Annotated in this window: 15 protein-coding genes; 14 read left to right on the top strand and 1 reads right to left on the bottom strand. The window is 40.5% G+C overall.

Translation table 11 applies throughout. The features are described from left to right. The first annotated feature begins 16 nt into the window (after positions 1-16). The 13 genes from EL17_RS21590 (at position 17) to EL17_RS21530 (ending at position 18,915) form a co-directional block, all read left to right on the top strand. Positions 17-2,161, top strand: coding sequence for a RagB/SusD family nutrient uptake outer membrane protein (locus EL17_RS21590; RefSeq protein ID WP_035079464.1), 2,145 nt, complete (start codon positions 17-19; stop codon positions 2,159-2,161). Positions 2,162-2,353: 192 nt separating this feature from the next. Next, complete coding sequence (locus EL17_RS21585; protein WP_240486050.1) at positions 2,354-3,661, top strand: glycoside hydrolase family 88/105 protein; 1,308 nt, start codon at positions 2,354-2,356, stop codon at positions 3,659-3,661. A gap of 126 nt (positions 3,662-3,787) precedes the next feature. After that, positions 3,788-6,205 carry a glycoside hydrolase family 95 protein gene (locus EL17_RS21580; RefSeq protein WP_035079461.1) on the top strand — a complete coding sequence of 806 codons (2,418 nt, stop codon included), beginning with the start codon at positions 3,788-3,790 and terminating at the stop codon, positions 6,203-6,205. 3 nt (positions 6,206-6,208) lie between these two features. Next, positions 6,209-6,529, top strand: a complete 321-nt coding sequence (locus tag EL17_RS21575) for an SGNH/GDSL hydrolase family protein (RefSeq protein WP_035079458.1) — start codon at positions 6,209-6,211, stop codon at positions 6,527-6,529. Between the two features lie 151 nt (positions 6,530-6,680). Beyond that, positions 6,681-8,114, top strand: a complete 1,434-nt coding sequence (locus EL17_RS21570; RefSeq protein ID WP_035079455.1) for a glycoside hydrolase family 28 protein — start codon at positions 6,681-6,683, stop codon at positions 8,112-8,114. Between the two features lie 32 nt (positions 8,115-8,146). Further along, entirely contained in the window at positions 8,147-10,132 is a 1,986-nt protein-coding gene (locus EL17_RS21565; protein WP_035079452.1) for an alpha-L-arabinofuranosidase C-terminal domain-containing protein, read from the top strand. 82 nt (positions 10,133-10,214) lie between these two features. Further along, entirely contained in the window at positions 10,215-11,228 is a 1,014-nt protein-coding gene (locus EL17_RS21560; RefSeq protein ID WP_035079449.1) for a zinc-binding alcohol dehydrogenase family protein, read from the top strand. A gap of 48 nt (positions 11,229-11,276) precedes the next feature. Further along, on the top strand, positions 11,277-12,119 hold the full coding sequence (locus EL17_RS21555; protein ID WP_035079446.1) for an amidohydrolase family protein: 843 nt from the start codon (positions 11,277-11,279) through the stop codon (positions 12,117-12,119). A gap of 11 nt (positions 12,120-12,130) precedes the next feature. Continuing rightward, positions 12,131-12,913, top strand: a complete 783-nt coding sequence (locus EL17_RS21550) for an L-fucose dehydrogenase (protein WP_035079443.1) — start codon at positions 12,131-12,133, stop codon at positions 12,911-12,913. Between the two features lie 10 nt (positions 12,914-12,923). After that, positions 12,924-14,183: an L-fucose:H+ symporter permease gene (gene fucP, locus EL17_RS21545; protein WP_051720322.1), complete on the top strand. Its 1,260-nt coding sequence runs from the start codon at positions 12,924-12,926 to the stop codon at positions 14,181-14,183. A 72-nt stretch (positions 14,184-14,255) separates the two neighbouring features. Further along, positions 14,256-15,011: an SDR family NAD(P)-dependent oxidoreductase gene (locus tag EL17_RS21540; RefSeq protein ID WP_035079440.1), complete on the top strand. Its 756-nt coding sequence runs from the start codon at positions 14,256-14,258 to the stop codon at positions 15,009-15,011. Positions 15,012-15,090: 79 nt separating this feature from the next. Further along, positions 15,091-15,945, top strand: a complete 855-nt coding sequence (locus tag EL17_RS21535) for a fumarylacetoacetate hydrolase family protein (protein ID WP_035079437.1) — start codon at positions 15,091-15,093, stop codon at positions 15,943-15,945. 60 nt (positions 15,946-16,005) lie between these two features. After that, positions 16,006-18,915, top strand: coding sequence for a glycosyl hydrolase 115 family protein (locus EL17_RS21530; protein WP_205623608.1), 2,910 nt, complete (start codon positions 16,006-16,008; stop codon positions 18,913-18,915). A gap of 591 nt (positions 18,916-19,506) precedes the next feature. Here the strand turns inward: EL17_RS21530 and EL17_RS21525 are convergent. Beyond that, entirely contained in the window at positions 19,507-20,709 is a 1,203-nt protein-coding gene (locus EL17_RS21525) for a DUF6807 domain-containing protein (RefSeq protein ID WP_051720320.1), read from the bottom strand. 325 nt (positions 20,710-21,034) lie between these two features. On the opposite strand from EL17_RS21525, the gene EL17_RS21520 reads away from it, so the two are divergent. Then, positions 21,035-22,183 (top strand): Gfo/Idh/MocA family protein, encoded by a 1,149-nt coding sequence (locus tag EL17_RS21520; RefSeq protein ID WP_035079431.1) that lies wholly within the window; start codon positions 21,035-21,037, stop codon positions 22,181-22,183. Positions 22,184-22,440: the final 257 nt, after the last annotated feature.

The raw sequence follows: 22,440 nt of genomic DNA, 5'->3' as shown, positions 1-22,440 counted from the left end.
TATAATTGAATATACTATGAAAAAATATATATGGATTTTAGCACTGGCCCTTGTCAATCCGATGACCTCATGCCAGGATTTTCTGGAAGAAGAGCAGGTAGCTAACCTAACACAGGATTATTACAATGATGAAAATGGGCTTGAAGCCTTGATCAATGGTTTATATGTATATGCCAGAATTAAACATGAATGGGATGCCAGTGGCGCTAGGCCCACTCAGGCAGAAACTGATGCTTATATGAGTACCAGCCCTGCTTGGGCGCGAATGGAAGTAGGTACATATGGTAACGACCTCAGCTCTATAGCCAGTAATGTATTTAATATGCTGGGAACGTCCAATTCCAACTATGCTCCTATGGGTGCTTACCCCCATATCAATAATTGTAATATCGCATTGGATGTATTGGAGAATATCCAGCCAGGTATATTTGGTACAGATCAAACTTATGCAAACAGGAGAAAGGCAGAGATACTGATGCTGCGTTCTTGGGCTTTTTATCTTACGTCTAATCAGTTGGGCGACATTCCTTTAACACTGACGCCAAGAAGACAGGATTCTGGTATCTATTATTATCCAAAAGCTTCACTGGAAGATATATATACCCAGATGATTACGGATATGCAGTTTGCCTATGAGCACCTTCCGACTAGTGCCCCAAAAGGCCGTCTGACCAAATGGGCTGCCGGTCATTTCTTGGCCAAGTTGTATTTGAACCGGGCCCAAGCGGCGGGATTTGCTGGTGCTGAAGAGCACCTGAGAATGTTATATAAAGGAAATGTCCCTTCCGATCTCGATAATTCCATCCAGATAGCTACTGAAGTTATCAATGGGGTAGGGGGATTAGCTCCAGATTACCATACTTTATTCGACCCGGCCGTATCAGAGACCAATCCGCATCCTGAGGTTTTGTGGGCAGCCCAGTTTGACACCAACATAGGTTTAAATGGTAGATTTACCGGAAACAGATCTGTAAATTATCATATAGGTAATTATACAGACCAAACAGGTGTAAACAGATCGATGATCTATGGCCGTCCTTTTGGTACCTTTAAGCCTACAGATTGGGGATATGATAACTTTAGGGATAAGCTACATGATAGTAGGTATGCCAAGACCTTTCGCCATGAGTATATCAGCAATATGGGAAGCAACTCTACTTCCTATAACTGGAATGCAGTCTCTGCAGCATGGTGGAATGCCAATAAACCCGCTGGTGCTCCGGAAGTGAGATCAGGTGAACGAAGAATACAAAATGGTGCCAGAGCGCTGATTTATTTGGAAAATGACCGGGAAAATGCACTTGACTCCATGAAGGCAATGAGCCAACCCTATCAGTTTATGGTAAGGTGGGTAAGGTCCGCTACTACAGGCAATTATTATTACAGATTATTTATCAATGGCGCCAATCTAGGTTTGGCAACACAAACAGCCCCTTATCTCTCCGTAAAAAAATATGTAGATCCTATGAGGGGAGGAAGTTCTGATGAAAGTAACTTTAATAGCGAAGCAGGTACGCGAGATGCCATCCTGATGAGACTGGCTGAAACTTATCTTATCCGTGCAGAAGCTTATGGCCGTAAGGGGGATTTCGGTTCAGCTGTGGCAGATATCAACGTATTGAGACAGAGAGCAGCATTCAAAGGAGGCGAACAGCGACCAAACGTTTTGGTAGAATGGTATCCAGAAGCCAATGATCTGACACCTGCAGAAAGAGTGGCCCCATACACTGCTGCAGGAGATTCCTATAATGCTATTATGGTAACTGAAAACCATTTTACTCCCGGTACCCCAGAGGCACAGCGAGAAGGGTATATTCCTACTGTGTCGAGTAAGCAGGATATGTTTGTCCATTTTATCTATAATGAAAAAAACCGGGAATTTCTCGGAGAAGGCATCATGTGGGAGGACCTGCACAATGCCGGTATTTTATATGAAAGGGTAATGCACTATAATCAAATGGCTTCGAGCGCAGTGGGGTTATGGCCTGTAGCCACCAATACAGGAGGAGGAAATGGACAGGATGGTAGAGGTAAAGGCCAGATGCAAAAACACCATACTTTCAGAATGTGGCCGTTTAACTACATGATACAACTTACTGATGAAAATGGTCGACCGCTGGATGCTACAGAGCGATCCGCATATCAGAACCCAGGCTATTGATCTTCAGGTATAAATTGAATATTGGGTTATAATTGATTATTTGAGGTGGTCTTTATGAGATCACCTCTTTTCTCATATACCCTATCATTAGAAAATATAAGTTTTAAAGATTATATAAACCGATTTAATAATATGATAATGGATTTCTCCCAAATGTTTTTAAAGAAAGGAGTGACTATAGCGATTTCATTTATGCTATTAGGCCCGGTATATGGTCAGACGCCTGGAAAGACAGAAATTACAGATACCAATACTCCTTTACATTTATTGCAACCTGATTATCCCGTTCCATACGGGATAGTGAATAAAGAAGACGTAAAAGTAGTTATTGACAGAGTAAGGGATTATTTAGCTGATGTGACACCAGCCAGCTTAGTGGATAAAATCAGTTTGGACGAAATAAAAGACCCGAAGAATTTTAATCATAACACGCAACTTAAGCAAGGTGATTTCAGACTGCTCAGTTATGAATGGGGAGTTACCTATTCAGCTATGCTGGAAGCAGGTGAAATAACAGGAGATAAAAAATATACAGATTATACAAAAGACAGGGTAAAATTTATAGCAGATCTTTACCCACACTTCAGGACTATGAAAGAGCAAAAGAATGCCCTTCATTCAATCCTGCATCCCGGTGCACTGGATGATGCCGGTGCATTATGCGCGGCATTTATAAAAACAGAAAGAGCAGGAGTCGATGCTGATGTGAGGCCTATAGTCGATAATTTCATGAATTATATCATGACAAAAGAGTATCGTCTAGAAGATGGTACGCTGGCCAGAAATAGACCTCTGAAAAATACAATATGGTTGGATGATCTATATATGAGCGTACCGGCTATCGTTCAGATGGGCAAGCTTACCGGAGAACAAAAATATTATGATGAAGCAGTCCGTCAAATTGAACTGTTTTCTCAAAGAATGTTCAATAAAGACAAAGGTCTGTACATGCATGGCTGGGTGGAAGATATGGATGTACACCCAGAATTTCATTGGGCTAGGGCCAATGGTTGGGCGCTGTTGACTAAAATAGAAGTACTTAGTGCTCTGCCTGAAAACCATCCCGGCAGAGAGGTGGTGATGGATCTTTTGAAAAAGCATATCAGAGGACTGGCCCCACTTCAGTCAGGTGCCGGATTTTGGCACCAGCTTTTAGATAAAAACGATTCCTATTTAGAAACATCCGCTACGGCTATCTATGCCTACTGCATAGCTAAGGCAATCAATGAAGGATGGATAGATGATTTAGCTCATGCACCTATGGTCATGCTGGCGTGGCATGCAGTATCCACTATGGTTAATGAAAGAGGGCAGGTAGAGGGCACCTGTGTAGGTACAGGTATGGGATTTGATCCCGCCTTTTATTATCACAGGCCGGTCAATAAATTTGCAGCACATGGATATGGTCCTGTAATAGCCGCGGGAGCAGAGATTTACAGATTGATCCAAAATAACGAATTCGAAATCAATGATAGTTCTCTTCAATTGCTAAAGCAGTGATCATGAATTAATAATAGATGAATAAATTTTGGATTGATCAAATAGATTAATCTAAGAAAGCAAAATATTGATTAGTGACAATCCATTGATTTAGTAATTGATAACTTCTTTGTGTTAATTTGGAAGATGAAGATATTGAGGATGTTTGTGGCACTATTAATTAGCAGTGCCGTTCAGGTCAAAGCTCAGGTAAAGCATGACCTATTGCTCTGGTATGATAGGCCAGCCAAAGAATGGAATGAAGCTTTACCCTTGGGTAATGGCAGATTGGGTGCCATGGTTTTTGGTGATCCAGCCAAAGAACTTATTCAGCTAAATGAGGAAACTCTATGGACGGGAGGACCCGCCAACTTAAATCCCAATGGAGATGCTAAGAAATATCTGAGCGATGTAAGGAAAGCACTTTTCAGCGATGACCATGAAGCAGCAGTACATTATCTCAAAAAGATGCAGGGTCCTGATACTCAGAAGTACCAGCCTATGGGGGATTTGATCATCCATCAAGCATTTGATGGTGAGGTGGAAGATTATCACCGCGACCTTGATATTTCTAATGCCACATCATTTACAAGCTTTATAGCATCAGGAATTCAATATACCAGAGAAATGTTTATTTCAGCTCCAGATCAGGTGATGGTAATAAAGTTACAAACAAGCAAACCTGGCACATTGAATTTAAGCCTTGATAATGATCATCCGCTGGCCTTTCAAAAATCAATTGGCAATCATGAACTTGTCCTAACTGGCAAAGCAAGGATCGACGATCAGGAATGGGGTAATGCTCAGCAATACCAATATGCTGATACCGAATCGTGTAATGGGATGCGGTTTGAATGGAGGGTACGTGTGGCCCAGCATGACGGTCTGGTAAGTGCCGACAGCCTATTACACATCAAAAATGCTTCAGAGGTAGTTTTGATCGTAGCTGCCGCTACAAGTTTTAACGGATTTAATACTTGTCCGGATAAAGATGGAAAGGACGAAAAAGCTGTGGTACAGGGGTATATATCTGATATAGAAGGAAAGCCATTTGATCAATTAAAAGAAGCGCATATAGCTGATTACAAGTTTTATTTTGATCGCCTCTCATTCAGGTTAGCCGGGCAGCAAGCTCCGGACCGTCCCATCGATGAAAGGTTAATCAATTACAAAGAGGGAGTAGAGGACAAAGCTTTGGAAAGCCTTTATTTTCAGTTTGGCAGGTACCTGCTCATATCATCATCCAGACCGGATGGCATACCGGCTAACCTCCAGGGAATATGGAACAAATCTATTGATCCACCTTGGAGAAGTAATTATACTACGAATATTAATTTACAGATGAATTATTGGCCAGCTGGTATGACCAATCTTTCGGAAATGAATGAACCACTTATAGATCATATAGCAAGAACGGCTCATAATGGTCTGCAGACTGCCAAAAATTATTATAATATGTCGGGCTGGGCAGTCCACCACAATACAGATATCTGGGCCCAAACCAATCCTGTCGGCCAGGGTGAAGGAGACCCCAAATGGGCCAACTGGTCTCTTGGAAGCCCATGGCTGTCCCAACACCTGTATGAACATTTCTTATTTACTGCCGATACTGCCTACCTTAGGGATAAAGCATATCCGCTGATGAAAGGTGCAGCCGAGTTTTGTCTTGATTGGTTGATAGAAAAAGAGGGGCAGCTGCTCACCGCACCATCCACTTCTCCAGAAAATGTTTATATCCACCCCAAAGGATATCAGGGGACTGTCACCATCGCCTCTGCTATGGACATGGAAATCATGTGGGACCTCTTTAGCAATATCATTGATGCCAGTGAAATTTTGGGTGAAGACAGTGAATTTGCCACTAAGATAAAACAAAAAAGAGATATGCTCAGCCCATTGAAAATTGGTAAAAAAGGTAATCTGGTAGAATGGTTTGGAGACTGGGAAGATGAGGATCCAGAACATAGGCACGTTTCCCATCTTTTCGGATTACATCCCGGAAGACAAATTTCTCCATGGATAAATAAAGATATAGCAGAAGCCAGCCGACGTACCCTGGAAATGAGAGGTGATGGAGGTACAGGATGGAGTAAGGCTTGGAAAATAAATTTTTGGGCCAGGCTCTTAGATGGAGACCATGCTTATAAAGTTTTTCAAGAGTTGCTGAAAGGCTCTACATTAAACAATCTGTTTGACACCCATCCACCGTTTCAGATCGATGGTAATTTTGGAGGCACATCAGGTGTGGGAGAGATGCTCCTTCAAAGCCATCTGGGAGAGATTACCTTATTGCCTGCGCTACCTGCTGCCTGGTCAGGAGGGGAGATCAATGGTTTGGTAGCCAGAGGAAATTTTACGGTCGATATGGCATGGCAAGATGGGCGGCTTTTCCATGCTACCATAACTTCTGGATCTGGACTGCCATGTATGCTCAAGTCCAAAGAGAAACTGGAAATAATAGGTGCAGACGCTAAAGTCGCTGAATTAATTCTGGATGGACAAACGTATTATATCACCAGCTTTGATACCAGGAAAGATCAAACTTATGAAATCAATATTCTTTAAGCTATGATTTATTTAAAGTTATTTAATGTAATAGTAATCAGATTTTTATATTATATAATCCATCGCCTATTTGGTGGATCCTTTAAAATAGTAAATACACTCTATAATTATATAGAAGCCATACGGCAGGTTGCGAATGAAGAAGAAGTGAGACTGATTTATTTCCAGGCAAAAAGTAAAATTCTGTATGAATTATGGGAGCCAGATAATTCTATAAAGCATTTGTTAATACCCAAGAAAGCACTTTGGATGGACAGGATGAAGTTCTTAGGGACAATACCCATTCTTATACTTATGGCGCCTATGAACTTGCAAAAGCAGTAGTGTGCAGGGTTTAAAAGATACTAATTTAGAATTAGCAGCATATCTAAATCGTCTATTCCAATTTACGATCCAGTTGCACCTTCACCATCTAAAGATTTCTATTGGCCTTTAAGTAAAAGAACAACTACCATTAAATTCGACGGTAAATGAAATGAAAAATTTTACTTTAATCTATATTGGCATATTATCATTACTTCTTTATTCCTGTGCGATCAAAGAGGAATCCAACGCTGAACCTGAATTTGAATGGCTTGAAAAAGTAGGTGCCAAAAGCTTTCCCGAAGGAACTAGAGAATACTCTGTTAACCAATTTGGTGCGGTAGCTAACAAAGAAACCTTAAGCACTGAAGCTATTCAGAAAGCAATAGACACTTGTGCTGAAGAAGGGGGAGGTATAGTCACCTTCCGTAAAGGAGAATACCTATCGGGAGCTTTATTTATCAAGTCAGGCGTTAATCTCCGGATTGATGAAGGGGTTACGCTATACGGTAGCCAGGATATAGCACAGTATCCCGAAATACCTACACGTGTAGCGGGTATTGAGATGGTATGGCCTGCTGCCCTTATCAATGTCATCGAGCAGAAAAATGCAGCGGTTACAGGCAAGGGTGATATTCATGCTCAGGGAAAGGTTTTTTGGGATACTTACTGGACTACCCGTAAGGATTATGAAGCAAAAGGACTCAGATGGATTGTGGATTATGATGTGAAGCGCCCCCGAACCCTTTTAGTATCCAAATCTTCTGACATCACCATAGAAGGCCTGACCATGAAGCAGGCAGGCTTCTGGACAGTACATATACTTTATTCCCAGCATATCACCGCCAGAGGACTAGTGATTCAAAACAACTTGGGTGGCCATGGTCCGAGTACTGATGGGATAGATATAGATTCGTCTTCTTATATTTTAGTGGAGAACTGTGATATAGATTGCAATGATGACAATTTCTGCCTGAAGTCAGGAAGGGATGCCGATGGGCTTAGGGTAAATATCCCTACAGAATATGTACTGATCCGAAACAGTATATCCCGTGCAGGTGGTGGATTGATCACCTTCGGGAGTGAAACTTCAGGAGGTATTAGACATGTACTGGCGCATGACCTTCAGGCCAAAGGAACCAGTGTAGGTTTAAGATTTAAATCGGCCATGACCAGAGGTGGGACAGTAGAAGATATATATCTCCGGAATATAATCATGGATACGGTAGGTGTGGCCATAGAGATAGGACTAAATTGGAATCCAGCCTATAGCTATTCCACATTGCCGGATGGATTTCACGAAGACAGCATACCGGAGCATTGGAAAACCATGCTGAGGAGAGTTGAACCTGAAGTGCTGGGTATCCCTACCTTCAGAAACATAGAAATCTATAATATGCAGGTTTCAAAATCCAAACAAGCGATGAATATCTCCGGAGCTGAAAGTTCACCTATAGACAATGTGTTGATCAAAAACAGTACTATAATTTCAGAAACAGCTGGATCTATAGACCATGCATCAAATATTAGATTAGAAAATACTTCTATTAATGCAGAGGATAACCACTCAGTTGAAATCACAAACTCCAAAAATGTAAATAAATAAATTATCAGCTTAACGTTTCCAATAAACAATCTATGAAAACCTATTTCTATTTATTTGCTTTCTTTCTGGTCACTTTTTTTAGCATTAAAACTGCTAAGGCTCAAACTTCAGCCAAGACACTTACTATAAACCTGACAGATATAAAAGCGGATATAGCTCCGGATATGTGGGGCCTTTTCTTTGAAGATATCAATTTTGCAGCGGATGGTGGTCTATATGCAGAAATGATCAAAAACAGTTCTTTTGAGTTTCCCAGTCCATTTATGGGTTGGAGTAGGGTGGCGCACGATGGGGCGGAAGGATACCATTTTGTACAAGGATATGAAGAAGAGGGTAAAAACAGAAGATACCTGCGGCTCCAGCGCCTGAATGATAACGGTACCTTTGGTATGCAAAATGATGGCTTTAGGAGCATGGCAGTCAAAGAAGGGGAGAATTACCGTTTGACCTTTTTGGCCAGAGTAGCCAAAGGAAACAGCCTTTCTATTAAAGCACAGCTCAGAGGACAAGGAAATGAAGTGGCCGCAGAAGGGACTGTTAAAGAATTAACGGACGAATGGCAGGAATATGAAGTCATGATGCCATCTAAACTAACAGCAGACAACATAAACTTTCGGATATTGCTGGAAGGAGAGGGAGAGCTCGATGTGGACATGGTTTCCCTATTTCCCGAAGATACATGGATGGGTCGGAAGCGGGGTATGCGGAAAGATTTGGTACAGTTGCTGGCTGACATGAAACCTGGATTCCTACGTTTTCCAGGAGGATGTATAGTAGAGGGATTTGACCTGGATAACCGCTACCAATGGAAGAATACGATCGGCAAAATGGAGGAAAGAGATTTGTTGATGAACCGTTGGAACGTTGAATTTGCCCATAGAAATGCTCCAGATTATTTTCAGTCCTTCGGCATAGGCTTTTTCGAATATTTCCAACTCTCAGAAGATCTGGGAGCCGAACCACTTCCTATTCTCAGCTGTGGATTGGCATGTCAGTACAATTCAGGCGAAATGGTTCCGTTAGCTGCCCTGGACGAATATGTACAGGATGCCATTGACCTTATAGAATTTGCCAACGGTCCTTTGGATAGCTTTTGGGGAAACAAAAGAGCCGAGATGGGACATCCTGAACCTTTTGGATTGAAATACATCGGAGTCGGAAACGAAAACTGGGGGCCACAATACATTGAGCGTGCTGATATTTTTGAAAAGGCTATAAAAGCTGCTTATCCAGATATCATAATCGTATCTACTTCAGGTCCCTCACCGGATGGAAAAGAATTTGATTACCTATGGGAAGAACTAACCAAGCGAAACGCAGAACTGATAGATGAACATTATTACCGATCTCCGGAATGGTTTAGAACCAATGCCCGTCGATATGATAATTATGATAGAAACGGCCCAAAAGTTTTTGCAGGAGAATATGCAGCACATAGTACTACAGAAAAAGATCCACTAAAGAAAAACAACTGGGAAGCAGCACTGTCAGAAGCAGCGTTTATGACGGGGCTGGAGCGAAATGCGGATATTGTAAGATTGGCATCATATGCTCCGTTATTAGCACATGTAAATGCCTGGCAATGGGCACCTGATATGATCTGGTTTGACAACCTTCAGGCCTATGCCACTCCAAACTATTATGTTCAAAAACTTTTTTCCACCAACGCTGGTAACCATGTTTTGGATATAACATATAATGGGCAGAGCCTGGCAGGTGAAGAAGGGATTTATGCCTCTGCGACCATAGATGACCATACACAGGAATTGATCTTTAAAATAGTCAATACCAATCCTTCAGGACAGCTAATCAGTATCAGCTTGGATGGGAGGTATAATGGTAAAGAAAAAGGGAAATGGTATGAAATAGCCTCAGATGATCTAACTATAGCCAATTCATTTGATGAACCCAAAGCTATCCATCCAAATGAGAAAGAATTTACGGTCATACATAAAAAAATAAATCTCGAGCTTAAGGGCAATTCTTTAAATGTAGGAAGGATAAAGATTGCTAAGTAAAAATTTCCAAAAAAGGGAAAAATATCGTACCTAGAGTTACTGTTAGGCGGTTACTTATTATTTTACTATTACCCATTGAAGCATGAAATACATCATATGCGAAAGTCCTGGTAATTTTTTACTTAAAGAAAAACTTAAACCTGTTCCGGGTAAAGGAGAAGTACTTATAGATATCAAAAGAATAGGTATATGTGGGACAGATATACATGCCTATGGAGGAAATCAAGCCTACTTTTCATACCCTAGAATTCTAGGCCATGAATTGGCGGCAGAGATAGTGGATTCCAATGGATCAATATTATTTAAAAATCATGACAAGGTGGTCCCTATTCCTTACCTGCACTGTGGGAAATGTATTGCCTGTATTAAGGGAAAAACCAATTGCTGTAAACAAATGAAAGTAATGGGCGTCCATGTAGATGGGGGGATGCAGGAAACATTGAGTGTTTCTGAAGATATTCTGGTACCTACTCCCCACCTAAGTTATGAGGAAATGGCTATAGTAGAACCTTTAGCGATTGCAGCCCATGCTGTAAGGATAGCTGAGGTTAGCCGTGAACAAACCATTTTGGTGATGGGCTGCGGTCCTATTGGGTTGGCTTTAATGGCATTGGCAAAACTTCGCGGAGCAGAAGTTATAGCTTTGGATATTAACCAAAAGCGGCTTGCGTTTGCAAAAAATGAAATAGGTGTAGATAAAACTATAATAGCAGGTGCTGATTCGGTGGACGAAATCGCAGATTATACTAGCGGTGACTTATGCCAGACAGTTTTTGATGCCACCGGAAGCAAAATGGCCCTCGAATCCGGGCCACAATACCTGAGCCATGGAGGCAGGTTTATCATGGTAGGTTTATCCAAAGGCGATCTTATCTTTAATCATCCCGCCATCCATGCCAAAGAAACTACGATTATGTGCAGCAGGAATGCCACTAGAGAGGATTTTGATTACGTCATTGATGTTTTGGCACATAAAAAATTTCCTGCTTCTTCATACATCACTCATCAGGAAAAATTTCAGGATATGATCGGTATGTTTAAAGAATGGATACATCCAGACAATGAAGTAATTAAAGCCATGGTATCTTTTATATAGAATTTCAAAGTTAATAACAGGATTTCTAAATTTAGAAAATAAAAAAATATGAATAAAGATGCTTTGAGAATAGACGCCCACCAGCATTTTTGGAATTATGATCCCACATCATATTTATGGATAGATGGAGGGATGGGACGTATCAGGAAGGACTTTTTGCCTAGGGATTTGGAACCGCTCCTTAAGGAACATATGATAAATGGCTGTGTAGCTGTGCAGGCCAGGCAAAATGATGAAGAAACACAATTCTTACTGAATTTGGCCAAGAACAACCCTTTTATAATGGGGGTAGTAGGATGGGTTGACCTGTTGGGTGATGATCTGGAGGGAAAGCTCGAAAGCTATGTCAGCCAGCCCCTGATGAAAGGTTTCCGTCATTCGCTGCAGGATGAAGCTGACCCGGCATTCATACTTCAGCCCGGTTTTCAAAAAGGCTTACGTCTACTCCACAAGTACAATTTTACCTATGATTTACTGATCAAAACGCCACAGTTTCAGGCTACTTTAAAAGCTTTGGAAAGTTATAATGAGATGCCGGTGGTTTTGGACCATATGGCAAAGCCTCTTATCAAAACCGGAGAGATGGAACAGTGGCGCAAAGATATTTTTGCTCTGGCAAAGCAAGATAGGGTCATGTGTAAACTTTCAGGAATGGTGACCGAGGCAGATTGGCAAAGTTGGAAATTTGAAGACTTGGAGCCTTATCTAGATATAGTTTTGGAAGCCTTTGGTCCGGAGAGATTGATGTTTGGATCCGACTGGCCGGTGTGTCTGGTAGCAGCAGAATATGGTGAGGTCATCAGAGCCGTGGAAAGGTATATCAGCAAATTATCAGCATCAGAACAAAGCCAGATAATGGGATTGAACGCAAAAAAATTCTATAACCTTTAAATAAAAATTGAATGGATCTTCGATTGAGGAATAAAGTCATCATCGTAACTGGAGGATCAAAGGGAATAGGGGAAGGAATCACCCGGGCCATTGCCGAAGAGGATGGTATTCCTATTATTGCTACCAAATCGGAAGAAGCAACCCATCACTTGATCAGGGAATTAGCTGATAGGGGAAAAAAAGCCGGACATATCATCGGCGATTTGCAAGAGGTGGATTTTTGCAAGAGAGTGGTCCAATATGCTATCAAAGAATTTGGGAGTATATACGGAATAGTAAACAATGCAGGCGTAAATGACGGTGCAGGATTAGAAGCCGGTCCGCAGGCATTTAAAAATTCTGTAGAAATGAATCTGTTTCATTATTACAACCTTGTCCACTTTGCTCTTCCACAATTAAAAGAAAGCAAAGGTTCTATCATAAATATCAGTTCAAAAGTAGCCCTTACAGGGCAGGGTGGCACATCTGGATATGCGGCTTCTAAAGGGGCCCAGCTGGCACTGACCAGAGAGTGGGCAGCAGAACTATTGCCCTACGATATCCGAGTGAATGCAATACTCCCATCTGAAGTAATGACTCCCTTATATAGGAACTGGCTGGATAGGACCTTTGAAGATCCAAAGGGAAAGGAACAGGAAATAGTATCCAAGATACCCTTAGGAAAAAGAATGACCACGATCGAAGAGATGGGGGCTCTTGCAGTTTTTTTACTATCAGAGGTTTCATCCCATACCACCGGTCAGTTCCTTTTTGCCGACGGTGGCTATGTTCATCTTGACAGATCGCTGACATAACCATTATATTATGAGAAAATCACATCTGGCATTTGTGCTTATAACCAGCCTCTTTTTTATGTGGGGCCTGGCCAATAATATGACGGATACGCTGTTGGCTGCTTTTAAGCGGATTCTCAGCTTGACTGATTTTCAGACTTCATTTGTCCAGAGTGCTTTTTATGGTGCCTATTTTTGCCTGGCCATACCTGCTGCTCTTTTGATAAAGAAGTACAGCTATAAAACGGGCATTCTGATCGGTTTGGGCCTGTTTATTTTGGGCTCATTGCTTTTTTATCCGGCCAGCATTACCATTGAGTACAGTCATTTTCTCATTGCCCTTTTCATATTGGCAGGAGGGCTTTCTATCCTGGAAACAGCAGCTAATCCGTATATCCTAGAACTGGGTCCTCCCGAAACTGCTACCAGAAGACTAAATTTAGCACAGGCTTTCAATCCTATAGGCTCGATTTCAGGTGCTTTATTGAGCAAATATTTTATACTGTCTAACCTCAATCTGGCTACTGGAGAGGAGCGGAGTGGTATGACTGCTGTTCAGCTCAAAGAAATACAGTCTACAGAGTTGACGGCTGTAATGGGGCCATATGTCGGTGTCGCTTTGGTGCTTCTCTTCCTTTGGCTGCTAATAGTCTTTACCAAAATGCCTAAGATTAAGGATACAAATGAACTGCACATGGCCGCATCGGCAGGAAGATTGCTATCCAACCGTAATTATGTCGGATCGGTTATAGCCCAGTTTTTTTATGTAGGGGCTCAGATCGGAATATGGTCATTTACCATCCGATATGTAATGGTAGAACTTCAGGTAAACGAGGAATCAGCTGCCACTTATTATATTATTGCACTTGTCATATTTTTGGTATGCAGATTTATCTTTACATATATCATGAAATGGGTGGCCCCTGCTAAGCTTTTATGTATATTGTCTATTATAGCTGGGTTCTTGACGCTTTTTGCTATAATAGGATCGGGCATGAGTGGAGTGATAGCTTTGTTGCTGGTCTCAGGGTGCATGTCGCTGATGTTTCCTACCATTTTTGGTTTGGGGCTGCAGCATGTAGGGGATGATTCCAAATTAGGAGGGGCCGGTTTGATTATGGCTATAGTGGGAGGAGCAGTACTTACTTCGGTGCAAGGACAGATATCAGATTTGACAGGCAGTATCAATATGGCTTTTTTAGTGCCATTTTGCTGCTTTATCATTGTAGCTATCTATGGTTTTCTTGCAGGGAGGTTAACCCCTGTATCCGTAAAATCAGGTTCTCAATAAGTCAATAATGGTTTATCCAATTGACACTATTAAATAAAGAATTAATTTTTATAATGAAAAATATAATTTAAGATGAAAGGAAAAACAGTGTTGGTCACCGGGGGAGCCAGTGGAATAGGGCTGGCTATTACCAAGCGATTTGCAAAAGCCGGTGCACAAGTGGTTTTTTGGGATAACAATGCGCATACTGGAAATAGCGTTCAAAATGAATTACAGCTATTAGGGTATGATACCATATTCGATACCTGTGATGTCAGTAAGCAGCTTGAAGTCCGTAGTGCCATAAGCAGGATAGACTCACCTGTAGATATTCTGGTCAACAATGCCGGAGTTTCCCATGTGGGAAACCTTGAAAGTACCACTGAAGAAGATTTTGACAGGCTGTACCAAGTCAATATAAAAGGAGTATATAACTGTGCCCAGGCGGTCATTCCTTCGATGAAAACAAGGGGAGGGGTGATCCTGAACATGGCTTCAATAGTATCAGAAGTGGGTATTCCCGACCGCTTTGCCTACTCCATGACCAAAGGGGCCGTGCTCACCATGACCTTATCCATAGCCTGTGATTATGTAGACCACCATATCAGATGCAACTGCATCTCTCCAGCCAGAATACATACTCCCTTCGTGGATAATTTTATAGGGAAAAATTATCCCGGACAGGAAAAAGAAATGTTTGATAAATTGTCTAAAACACAGCCTATAGGTAGAATGGGGACTCCGGATGAAGTGGCTTCCCTGGCTTTTTATCTTTGCTCTGATGAGGCATCTTTTATTACCGGAAGCAACTTCCCCGTAGACGGAGGATTCATAAAATTAAAGCCATAACAACGGGATAGGTTCTATTCCACCTATATATCATTACTTACAAAAAAATAACACCACACTTTAATACAACATAATTAGCATGAAACTTATCAGATTTGGACAATCGGGAGCAGAAAAACCGGGTATAGAAACATCAGAAGGTCAGAGACTGGACTGCAGTCAGTTTGGAGAAGACTGGAATGAGAATTTTTTTGGAAACGGCGGTATAGAAAGGTTACAGCGCTGGCTGGACGACAATCATCAAAACCTTCCAAAGGTAGATGATTCTGTACGATTGGGCAGTCCCATATGCAGGCCATCCAAAATCATCTGTGTGGGACTAAACTATTCTCTACATGCCAAAGAAACGGGAGCGGACATACCGGAACAGCCCATTCTTTTTATGAAAGCAAGTTCTTCCCTGTCAGGTCCCTTTGATCCTGTGATCATCCCTAGAAAATCAGTAAAAACGGATTGGGAAGTGGAACTTGCTGTAATTATAGGCAAGAAGGCTGCATATGTGTCAGAAGAGGATGCCATGAACTATGTAGCTGGATATGCGCTGCATAATGATGTGAGCGAGCGTGACTTTCAGCTTAACCATGGCGGACAGTGGGTGAAGGGTAAGAGCTGTGATACTTTTGCTCCTATAGGCCCATATTTGGTTACGCAGGATGAAATCAAAGATCCTCACCAGCTCCGCCTTTGGCTAAGTGTAAACGGGGAAATGCTGCAGGACAGCTTTACTTCAGATCTTATCTTTGACATACCAAAATTGGTAAGCTACATCAGCCAGTATATGAGTCTGCTTCCAGGGGATGTAATTTCTACTGGCACTCCTGCAGGGGTGGGACTTGGATTAAATCCACCCAGATATCTGAAGCCAGGTGATGTGATGGAGCTGGGCATTGAAGGCTTGGGGATAGCTAAGCAGACGGCTAAAGCATACGTATAAATATTCATTATCGTCCATTGCCAGATTGGCTTTGGACGATTTTTTTTAATAGGGTGTTATATGAGGTTTCTTGTTATAATGGGCATTTTCACGGTATGCCTACTTTCGGTAAAGTGCAGTGCTGTCAGATTTAATGATACTTCAGTTTCGCTATTGCAAGAATTTACATTTACTAAGGAAGTGGCCATTATTTATGATCCGAAAGGAAGTGCTCTAGATTCTATTGTCGCCCATCTTTTTTCTCAGGACTTAGAAAAAATTACAGGGATCAAGTTAAAAGTTACCAGTGATTATAGCACAGATTGCGATGCTGTCTTTATCGGGAATATCCATTCTAGTTTATTCAATAAATTAATCCCGCATAATTCGATAGATATTACCTCTATTTCAGGGAAATGGGAACAGTATATAATTAAAGCAGTTTCAACCCCGGAGAACAATAGAAAAACACTGATTATCGCAGGTTCAGACGATAGAGGCACTGCATTTGGGGTGTTTGAAATATCCAGACTGTTAGGAGTTTCACCGTGGCATTGGTGGGCGGATGTCCCTGTGAACCCAAATGATCAGCCGGTGGTAACCAATCTTCCCATTATCTCCGAAGGACCTACAGTTAAATACAGGGGTATTTTCATCAATGATGAGGACTGGGGTTTGCAGCCCTGGGCAGCCAAGACTTTTGACCCTGGTACCGGAGATATCGGTACGAAAACCTATGAAAAAGTTTTTGAATTGCTCTTAAGACTGAAAGCCAACCTGATCTGGCCAGCCATGCATCCCAGTACCAAAGCATTTTTTTACTATCCGGGAAATGTAGCTATGGCCAAAGAGTATCAGATAGTGATAGGTTCATCCCATGCTGAGCCGATGCTCCGAAACAACGTAGATGAATGGGATAAATCCAAAAGAGGCGCTTTTAATTATCTCACTAATAGAAAAGGTGTTCAGGAATACTGGGAAGAAAGGATAAAGGACAGCGGAGACCTTCACGGTATTTATACATTAGGTATGAGAGGAATACATGACAGCGGTATGGAGGGAGTAAGTGAAGCAGAAGCCGTAGAAGTATTGCAAAGCGTCATAGATGACCAGAGAAATATACTGGGAAAATATCATAAAATTGTAGAAGATGTGCCTCAGGCATTTACAGCTTATAAAGAAGTATTGGATGTGTACGACCAAGGGCTAATAGTTCCTGATGATGTAATCCTGGTGTGGCCGGATGATAACTATGGGTATATAAAACGATTGGCCAACCGTGCAGAACAATCCCGAAAAGGTGGATCCGGAGTTTATTACCACACGTCCTACTGGGGGAGGCCTCATGATTATCTTTGGTTAAACACCACCCACCCTTCCCTGATAAGGTATGAAATGATAAAAGCATATGAACGCGGAAGCAGAGCGTTATGGGTGCTTAATGTAGGTGACATAAAGCCTCATGAATATAGTATTCAATTGTTTTTAGATATGGCTTATTCTGCCGATGCTTTTATGGAAAGTAAATCAACCAAAGTTCATTTCACAGGTTGGCATCATTCCATATTTGGCAGCATACAGGGACAGAAGTTTAGTGACGCCATGTGGGAATATTATAAACTGGCATTTGAGCGAAAGCCTGAATTTATGGGCTGGAGTCAGACAGAGCCTACCCGGCCTGTTCAAAATACCGGCTATAACCATATGGGAAGAGGAGATGAAGCCCAAAAAAGATTAAATGCCTATGAAGTAATTGAGCACATGGTTAGCGGGTTAAAAATTCCGGAAAATCTCTTTCCCGCCTATTATCAATTGATATATTACCCTATTAGAGCTGCATCTTTGATCAATAAAAAATTTATATATAGGGACAAAGCTTTTTTGGCTTCCGAGACTAATAAATTGGCCGCGCTTAATTATAAAGAAAAAAGTCACCAAGCCTACCATGATATAGTGGAAGAAACACGTTATTTTAACCAGGAGTTACTGGATGGTAAATGGGAAAATATGATGGATATGGCCCCCAGGAAACTTCCTGTATTTGAAGATCCTGATATAGAAATTGACCAGGCAGAAAATAGGGTAGGAAACCAATTTTCTATTAGACCCGAAGTTTCATATGGATCCAATCAGTCCGAAACTCTTCCAAAATATAATTCTTGGATAAAGTCAAAGTATTTTATTGATATAGTGCATTCTCATAAAGATACTTCTGGTACCTTTTATTGGAAGGCCAGTACGTCACATGATTGGATAAAACTAAGTGATAATAAAGGTAACCTTTATGAAGATGAAAATTTTCATAAAAGAATATGGGTAGACGTAGACTGGGAGCATATAGATACAGCTGGTTCATTTCATCAGGGTCAAATAATAATCGAAACACCACTGAAAAGTTACACGGTTACTGTTTTAGCTGAAAATAGACCCGGACTGCCACCGGACGCCAAGCATGTGGAAAATGATCAAGTGGTAGTGATTTACGCAGAAAATTATTCTAATATTAGCGGATCTAATGAGCAACATTGGGAGAGGGTAGAGGACTTTGGGCATTCAGGGACGGTCATGGAATCAGGTCCCATCAAAATGACTTCGTCTGTATCCGAAACCGTAGAAGAAAACAGTCCTACACTCAGCTATGATTTCTATACTTTCAATGAAGCCGATCAAGCTGATGTGATCATTAATGCCTTGCCCACACATCCTCTGACTGATCAATATAAATTGAGGATAGGGATATCTGTCGATAATAGTCCTATACAGATTATAGATTTCAAGACGCAGGGAAGAAGTGAAGAGTGGAAGCAAAATGTGTTAAGCAACAAATCATCAAAATCCATATCCATAGGAAAAATGGCACCCGGAAAGCATACTCTTAAAATCCATATGATAGATCCAGGTGTACTGCTGGATTTTATATATATAGACATGGGAGGACTGAATGAAGGAGGGTCGGTTTTGGAGGAGACGATGATTGGGAAAACATTTTAGAATTGAAGATGCGATAGATGGTAATAGAGTAAATGATAATTTTAGGTTAGACCTTTTATTGGAATTACTAGAAATATTGAAATTTCATATGGATAATGCTTTTAGGAAAGGTTTGAATGAGGATAAATATGTGCTGCACCCAGGGTACATGTAACCGAGTAGGAGGTACGCTCCTTATATTTTGGATCAGTTATATGTCGCTGATGACTTTACAGGTAAATAAAAAACAATGGATTTATCAGTCAGTGTTCGGAGTAAGTCAGGTACGAAAGTTCTATCCATTTGGCACTTTTAGAAAAAATTGTCCATCATGAAAAAAATAAATTGGATCCGAATGCAAATCGTGTCTAGTGTATTATTATATGATTACATCGTATTAAGCCAAAACATGGCTGTGGATAGTATAAAATAAGAATGCGATTTAAAATATAGAATGTGTTTTGTAATGATAAAAAATAATTAAACTGATATTTATAACATATTGGATAAATATATATATATTTAAATAAGCTCGCTATTTTGACTTTATCCCATTAAAGGCCTACTTATGTTAAAGTGGGCTTTTTTTATGTGGTTTTGAAGCCACACATATCATCGCCTGATTGTCTTTACTTTTACCGGTTGTGAGAGATCTGATTGAATCCTGTTCAATTCTGTCAAGTCAATAGATCCGTCATGAGTTATATACCGGTATCTGCTGATGTATTTTTGGCCGGGTATTATATAGAAAGCTCCTTCGGCTACAGGGGTATATACCCAGTAAGGCATATCTGGGTGTACCCTGACGGACTGCGGAGCTCTGAAATTACTGGGAAACCCAAATACAGCCAGGCCTGCATTTGATTCATCAATGATTCCGTAGACATTTACCCAAGCAGCCTTTGAATGGTTAGCTGTTTCATTTGTTAATCCCTCACTTGTCAATACTTGCCATGTATTACTAAAATGGACTGAATCATCCCTATTCCACGATTTACTTCCTCTAAATGCCATACCTCCATAATCATGTTCATTTAAAAATAAAGTGTCTTGACTAATGTTTACCTGTTCTGACCAAAGGTCAAACATGTAGTATTTTTCTGTTCCGTATATTTTTATTGTCCATTTTTCTTCTATAATGGGACCATGGAGTAAGCTGATATGTCTGATAATAGTGACCATTTTCCCGGAAATTTTTCCTGGGTGAACGGTAATCGATTTTTCATGTTGAATTGTACCGAGGCCCTTTTGTCTGTTCCAGAAGTCAAGGTGCTCGCCATCATATGTAGTATTGGTCCATGCATTGAATATTCCGTTTTGATGGGTATGACCTTTGGGAAAGCCATCTGTTAGTATTTTACCAGCAGGACTATATAGCGGATGAATAAATCCACTTCGATTATAGTATTCAGCATGATTACCTTCTGGCCCTGTTACTTTGCTTTGATAAAAAAGTATGGGCTTTCCTTCCGTGGTCGCCAATATTCCATTATTGTCTTGATGAAAATTTATTTTTGTAGTCAAAGAAGTCTTTTTTTCTATTCTTTTCTTCAGTGCTACCCGTATGGTTTGATTAGGGGGAAATTCCTCTATCCAAGTTATTAAGGTTTGGTCATCTGAGAATTGTACGGGATATTCTTTTTTGCTTAAAAGATCTTCCAGATAGTAATCGTACTGATCATCGTAAGATAATTCGCTGATAATAAAAATGGGTAATTGGCTTCTATCAATACCTTCTGAGCGGAGTTCAAAACATTTAATAGGAGTTTGATAAGCTAAAAAGATATTATACAATAATAAAAATAAAAAGGTCATAAATCAAAGGTCATTGTGTAAACGGATAATATAAACTTAATACATTTAAGTATTAATATAACCATTTTTTATTTTTATTGAATAAAGTAATATAGTCATATTCCTGTTGCCCTTTATAGAACATTTTACTCAATATGGCTATTTTAGGATACAATAACATAATTATTTAAATGGCATATAATATAATTTTTCATATAATATATATAAAATAATAGTTAATTTTTAAGAAATTTTATGGTTTAATACAATTAATATTTGACTGGTTTGGTGTTTGAAAAACAGAATAAGAAATTATCATTCACTAAAAACCTTTTAAGCTAGAATTATGAAGAAATTTACTAACCAGAACAAATCGCGCAGGAATTTTTTAAAAAATTTCTCATTAGGGGTAGGGGCTTCAGCATTTGTAGCGCCAGCATTAATTGGTCAATCCTGTACGCAAGAAAATGATGGTCCTATACAAGCAGCACCTGACAGACAGGTGGGGATAGCGCTAGTGGGGTTAGGCGAATACAGTACAGATCAGTTAGGACCTGCACTACTGGAAACCCAATATTGTAGATTGGCTGGCGTGGTGACTGGAACTCCCGAATCTGGTACTCGATTTCAAAAGAAGTATGGTTTTCCAGCTGAAAACATTTACAACTACGATAACTTTGACGAGATAGCTCATAATGATGATATTGATGTCATTTATTTAGTGCTTCCTCCAGCCCTACATCCAGAATTTGCTATCAGGGCATTTCAGGCAGGGAAACATGTAATTTGTGAAAAGCCTATAGCTCCATCTGTAGCTGAAGCTGAACAGATGATAGCAGCCCGTGATGCAGCAGGTAAGCTTATGTCTGTAGGGTACAGGTTGCATTTTGACCCCTATCATCAGGAGATTATGCACTTGGGAAGAGATATGGTTTACGGCCGGGTTACTGAAATTGAAAGTGATTTTAAATTATATGTCGATGATCCGGAAAACTGGAGAGCGAGAAGAGCGCTGGGCGGAGGTTCGGTTTGGGATATGGGAATTTATAATATTCAGGCAGCGATTTATACCATAGGAGAGAACCCAATAGCGGTCACTGCTAATGAACTGACAAAACAAAGACCAGACATATTTAATGATGTCGACGAAGCTATGGAATTTGAACTGGAATTTCCTAGTGGTGCGGTAGCCAAGTGCGAAAGCAATTTTTGGGCAGATGAGGATAGTCACCGGGCGGAGACAGAGGAGGGTTATTTTGAACTTACTCCAGCTTTTTACTATAGCGGTCAAAGAGGAGAGACCCATGAAAGGGTAATCCATCATGGGCAAGTAAACCAGCAGGCACTTCAGATGGATGATTTTGCCCAGCGTGTCCTTAATAATGATCCTAATACTCCTGTACCTGGTGAAATGGGATTGAGGGATGTAAGAATAATAGAAGCTATATACGAATCTGCTGCCAATGGAGGCCAAAGAATTTCTTTGGAACTATAATATAATTGCAATAGATAATGATTACCTCATAAATAAGAGAAGAGGTAAAGAATGCATTTGCAGTAGTCTGCATTTGCATTCTTTACTTTTTAGAGATCCTATGGAGATATATATCTTGTTTAGCCTTAGTAATTTACCTACAGATAGATTTCTTTGGCTTCCGTACAAGGAAATTAATGAGGTGAATGTCAGATTGTTAATTAAATTTTTTTAATACCGTATTAAATACCTGTAAACTGAAAATTGTTTTTTTAATA

This window comes from Anditalea andensis, from assembly GCF_000714815.1.
GTDB classification, from domain to species: Bacteria; Bacteroidota; Bacteroidia; order Cytophagales; family Cyclobacteriaceae; genus Anditalea; species Anditalea andensis.
The sequence above is the reverse complement of the archived record's forward strand: the minus strand, read 5'-3'. Positions and strand labels throughout refer to the sequence as shown.

Coding starts and splice junctions, on each gene's coding strand:
- EL17_RS21590 (WP_035079464.1), top strand. CDS start 17: ATGAAAAAATATATATGGATTTTAGCACTGGCCCTTGTCAATCCGATG.
- EL17_RS21585 (WP_240486050.1), top strand. CDS start 2,354: ATGCTATTAGGCCCGGTATATGGTCAGACGCCTGGAAAGACAGAAATT.
- EL17_RS21580 (WP_035079461.1), top strand. CDS start 3,788: ATGAAGATATTGAGGATGTTTGTGGCACTATTAATTAGCAGTGCCGTT.
- EL17_RS21575 (WP_035079458.1), top strand. CDS start 6,209: ATGATTTATTTAAAGTTATTTAATGTAATAGTAATCAGATTTTTATAT.
- EL17_RS21570 (WP_035079455.1), top strand. CDS start 6,681: ATGAAAAATTTTACTTTAATCTATATTGGCATATTATCATTACTTCTT.
- EL17_RS21565 (WP_035079452.1), top strand. CDS start 8,147: ATGAAAACCTATTTCTATTTATTTGCTTTCTTTCTGGTCACTTTTTTT.
- EL17_RS21560 (WP_035079449.1), top strand. CDS start 10,215: ATGAAATACATCATATGCGAAAGTCCTGGTAATTTTTTACTTAAAGAA.
- EL17_RS21555 (WP_035079446.1), top strand. CDS start 11,277: ATGAATAAAGATGCTTTGAGAATAGACGCCCACCAGCATTTTTGGAAT.
- EL17_RS21550 (WP_035079443.1), top strand. CDS start 12,131: ATGGATCTTCGATTGAGGAATAAAGTCATCATCGTAACTGGAGGATCA.
- fucP (WP_051720322.1), top strand. CDS start 12,924: ATGAGAAAATCACATCTGGCATTTGTGCTTATAACCAGCCTCTTTTTT.
- EL17_RS21540 (WP_035079440.1), top strand. CDS start 14,256: ATGAAAGGAAAAACAGTGTTGGTCACCGGGGGAGCCAGTGGAATAGGG.
- EL17_RS21535 (WP_035079437.1), top strand. CDS start 15,091: ATGAAACTTATCAGATTTGGACAATCGGGAGCAGAAAAACCGGGTATA.
- EL17_RS21530 (WP_205623608.1), top strand. CDS start 16,006: ATGAGGTTTCTTGTTATAATGGGCATTTTCACGGTATGCCTACTTTCG.
- EL17_RS21525 (WP_051720320.1), bottom strand. CDS start 20,709: ATGACCTTTTTATTTTTATTATTGTATAATATCTTTTTAGCTTATCAA.
- EL17_RS21520 (WP_035079431.1), top strand. CDS start 21,035: ATGAAGAAATTTACTAACCAGAACAAATCGCGCAGGAATTTTTTAAAA.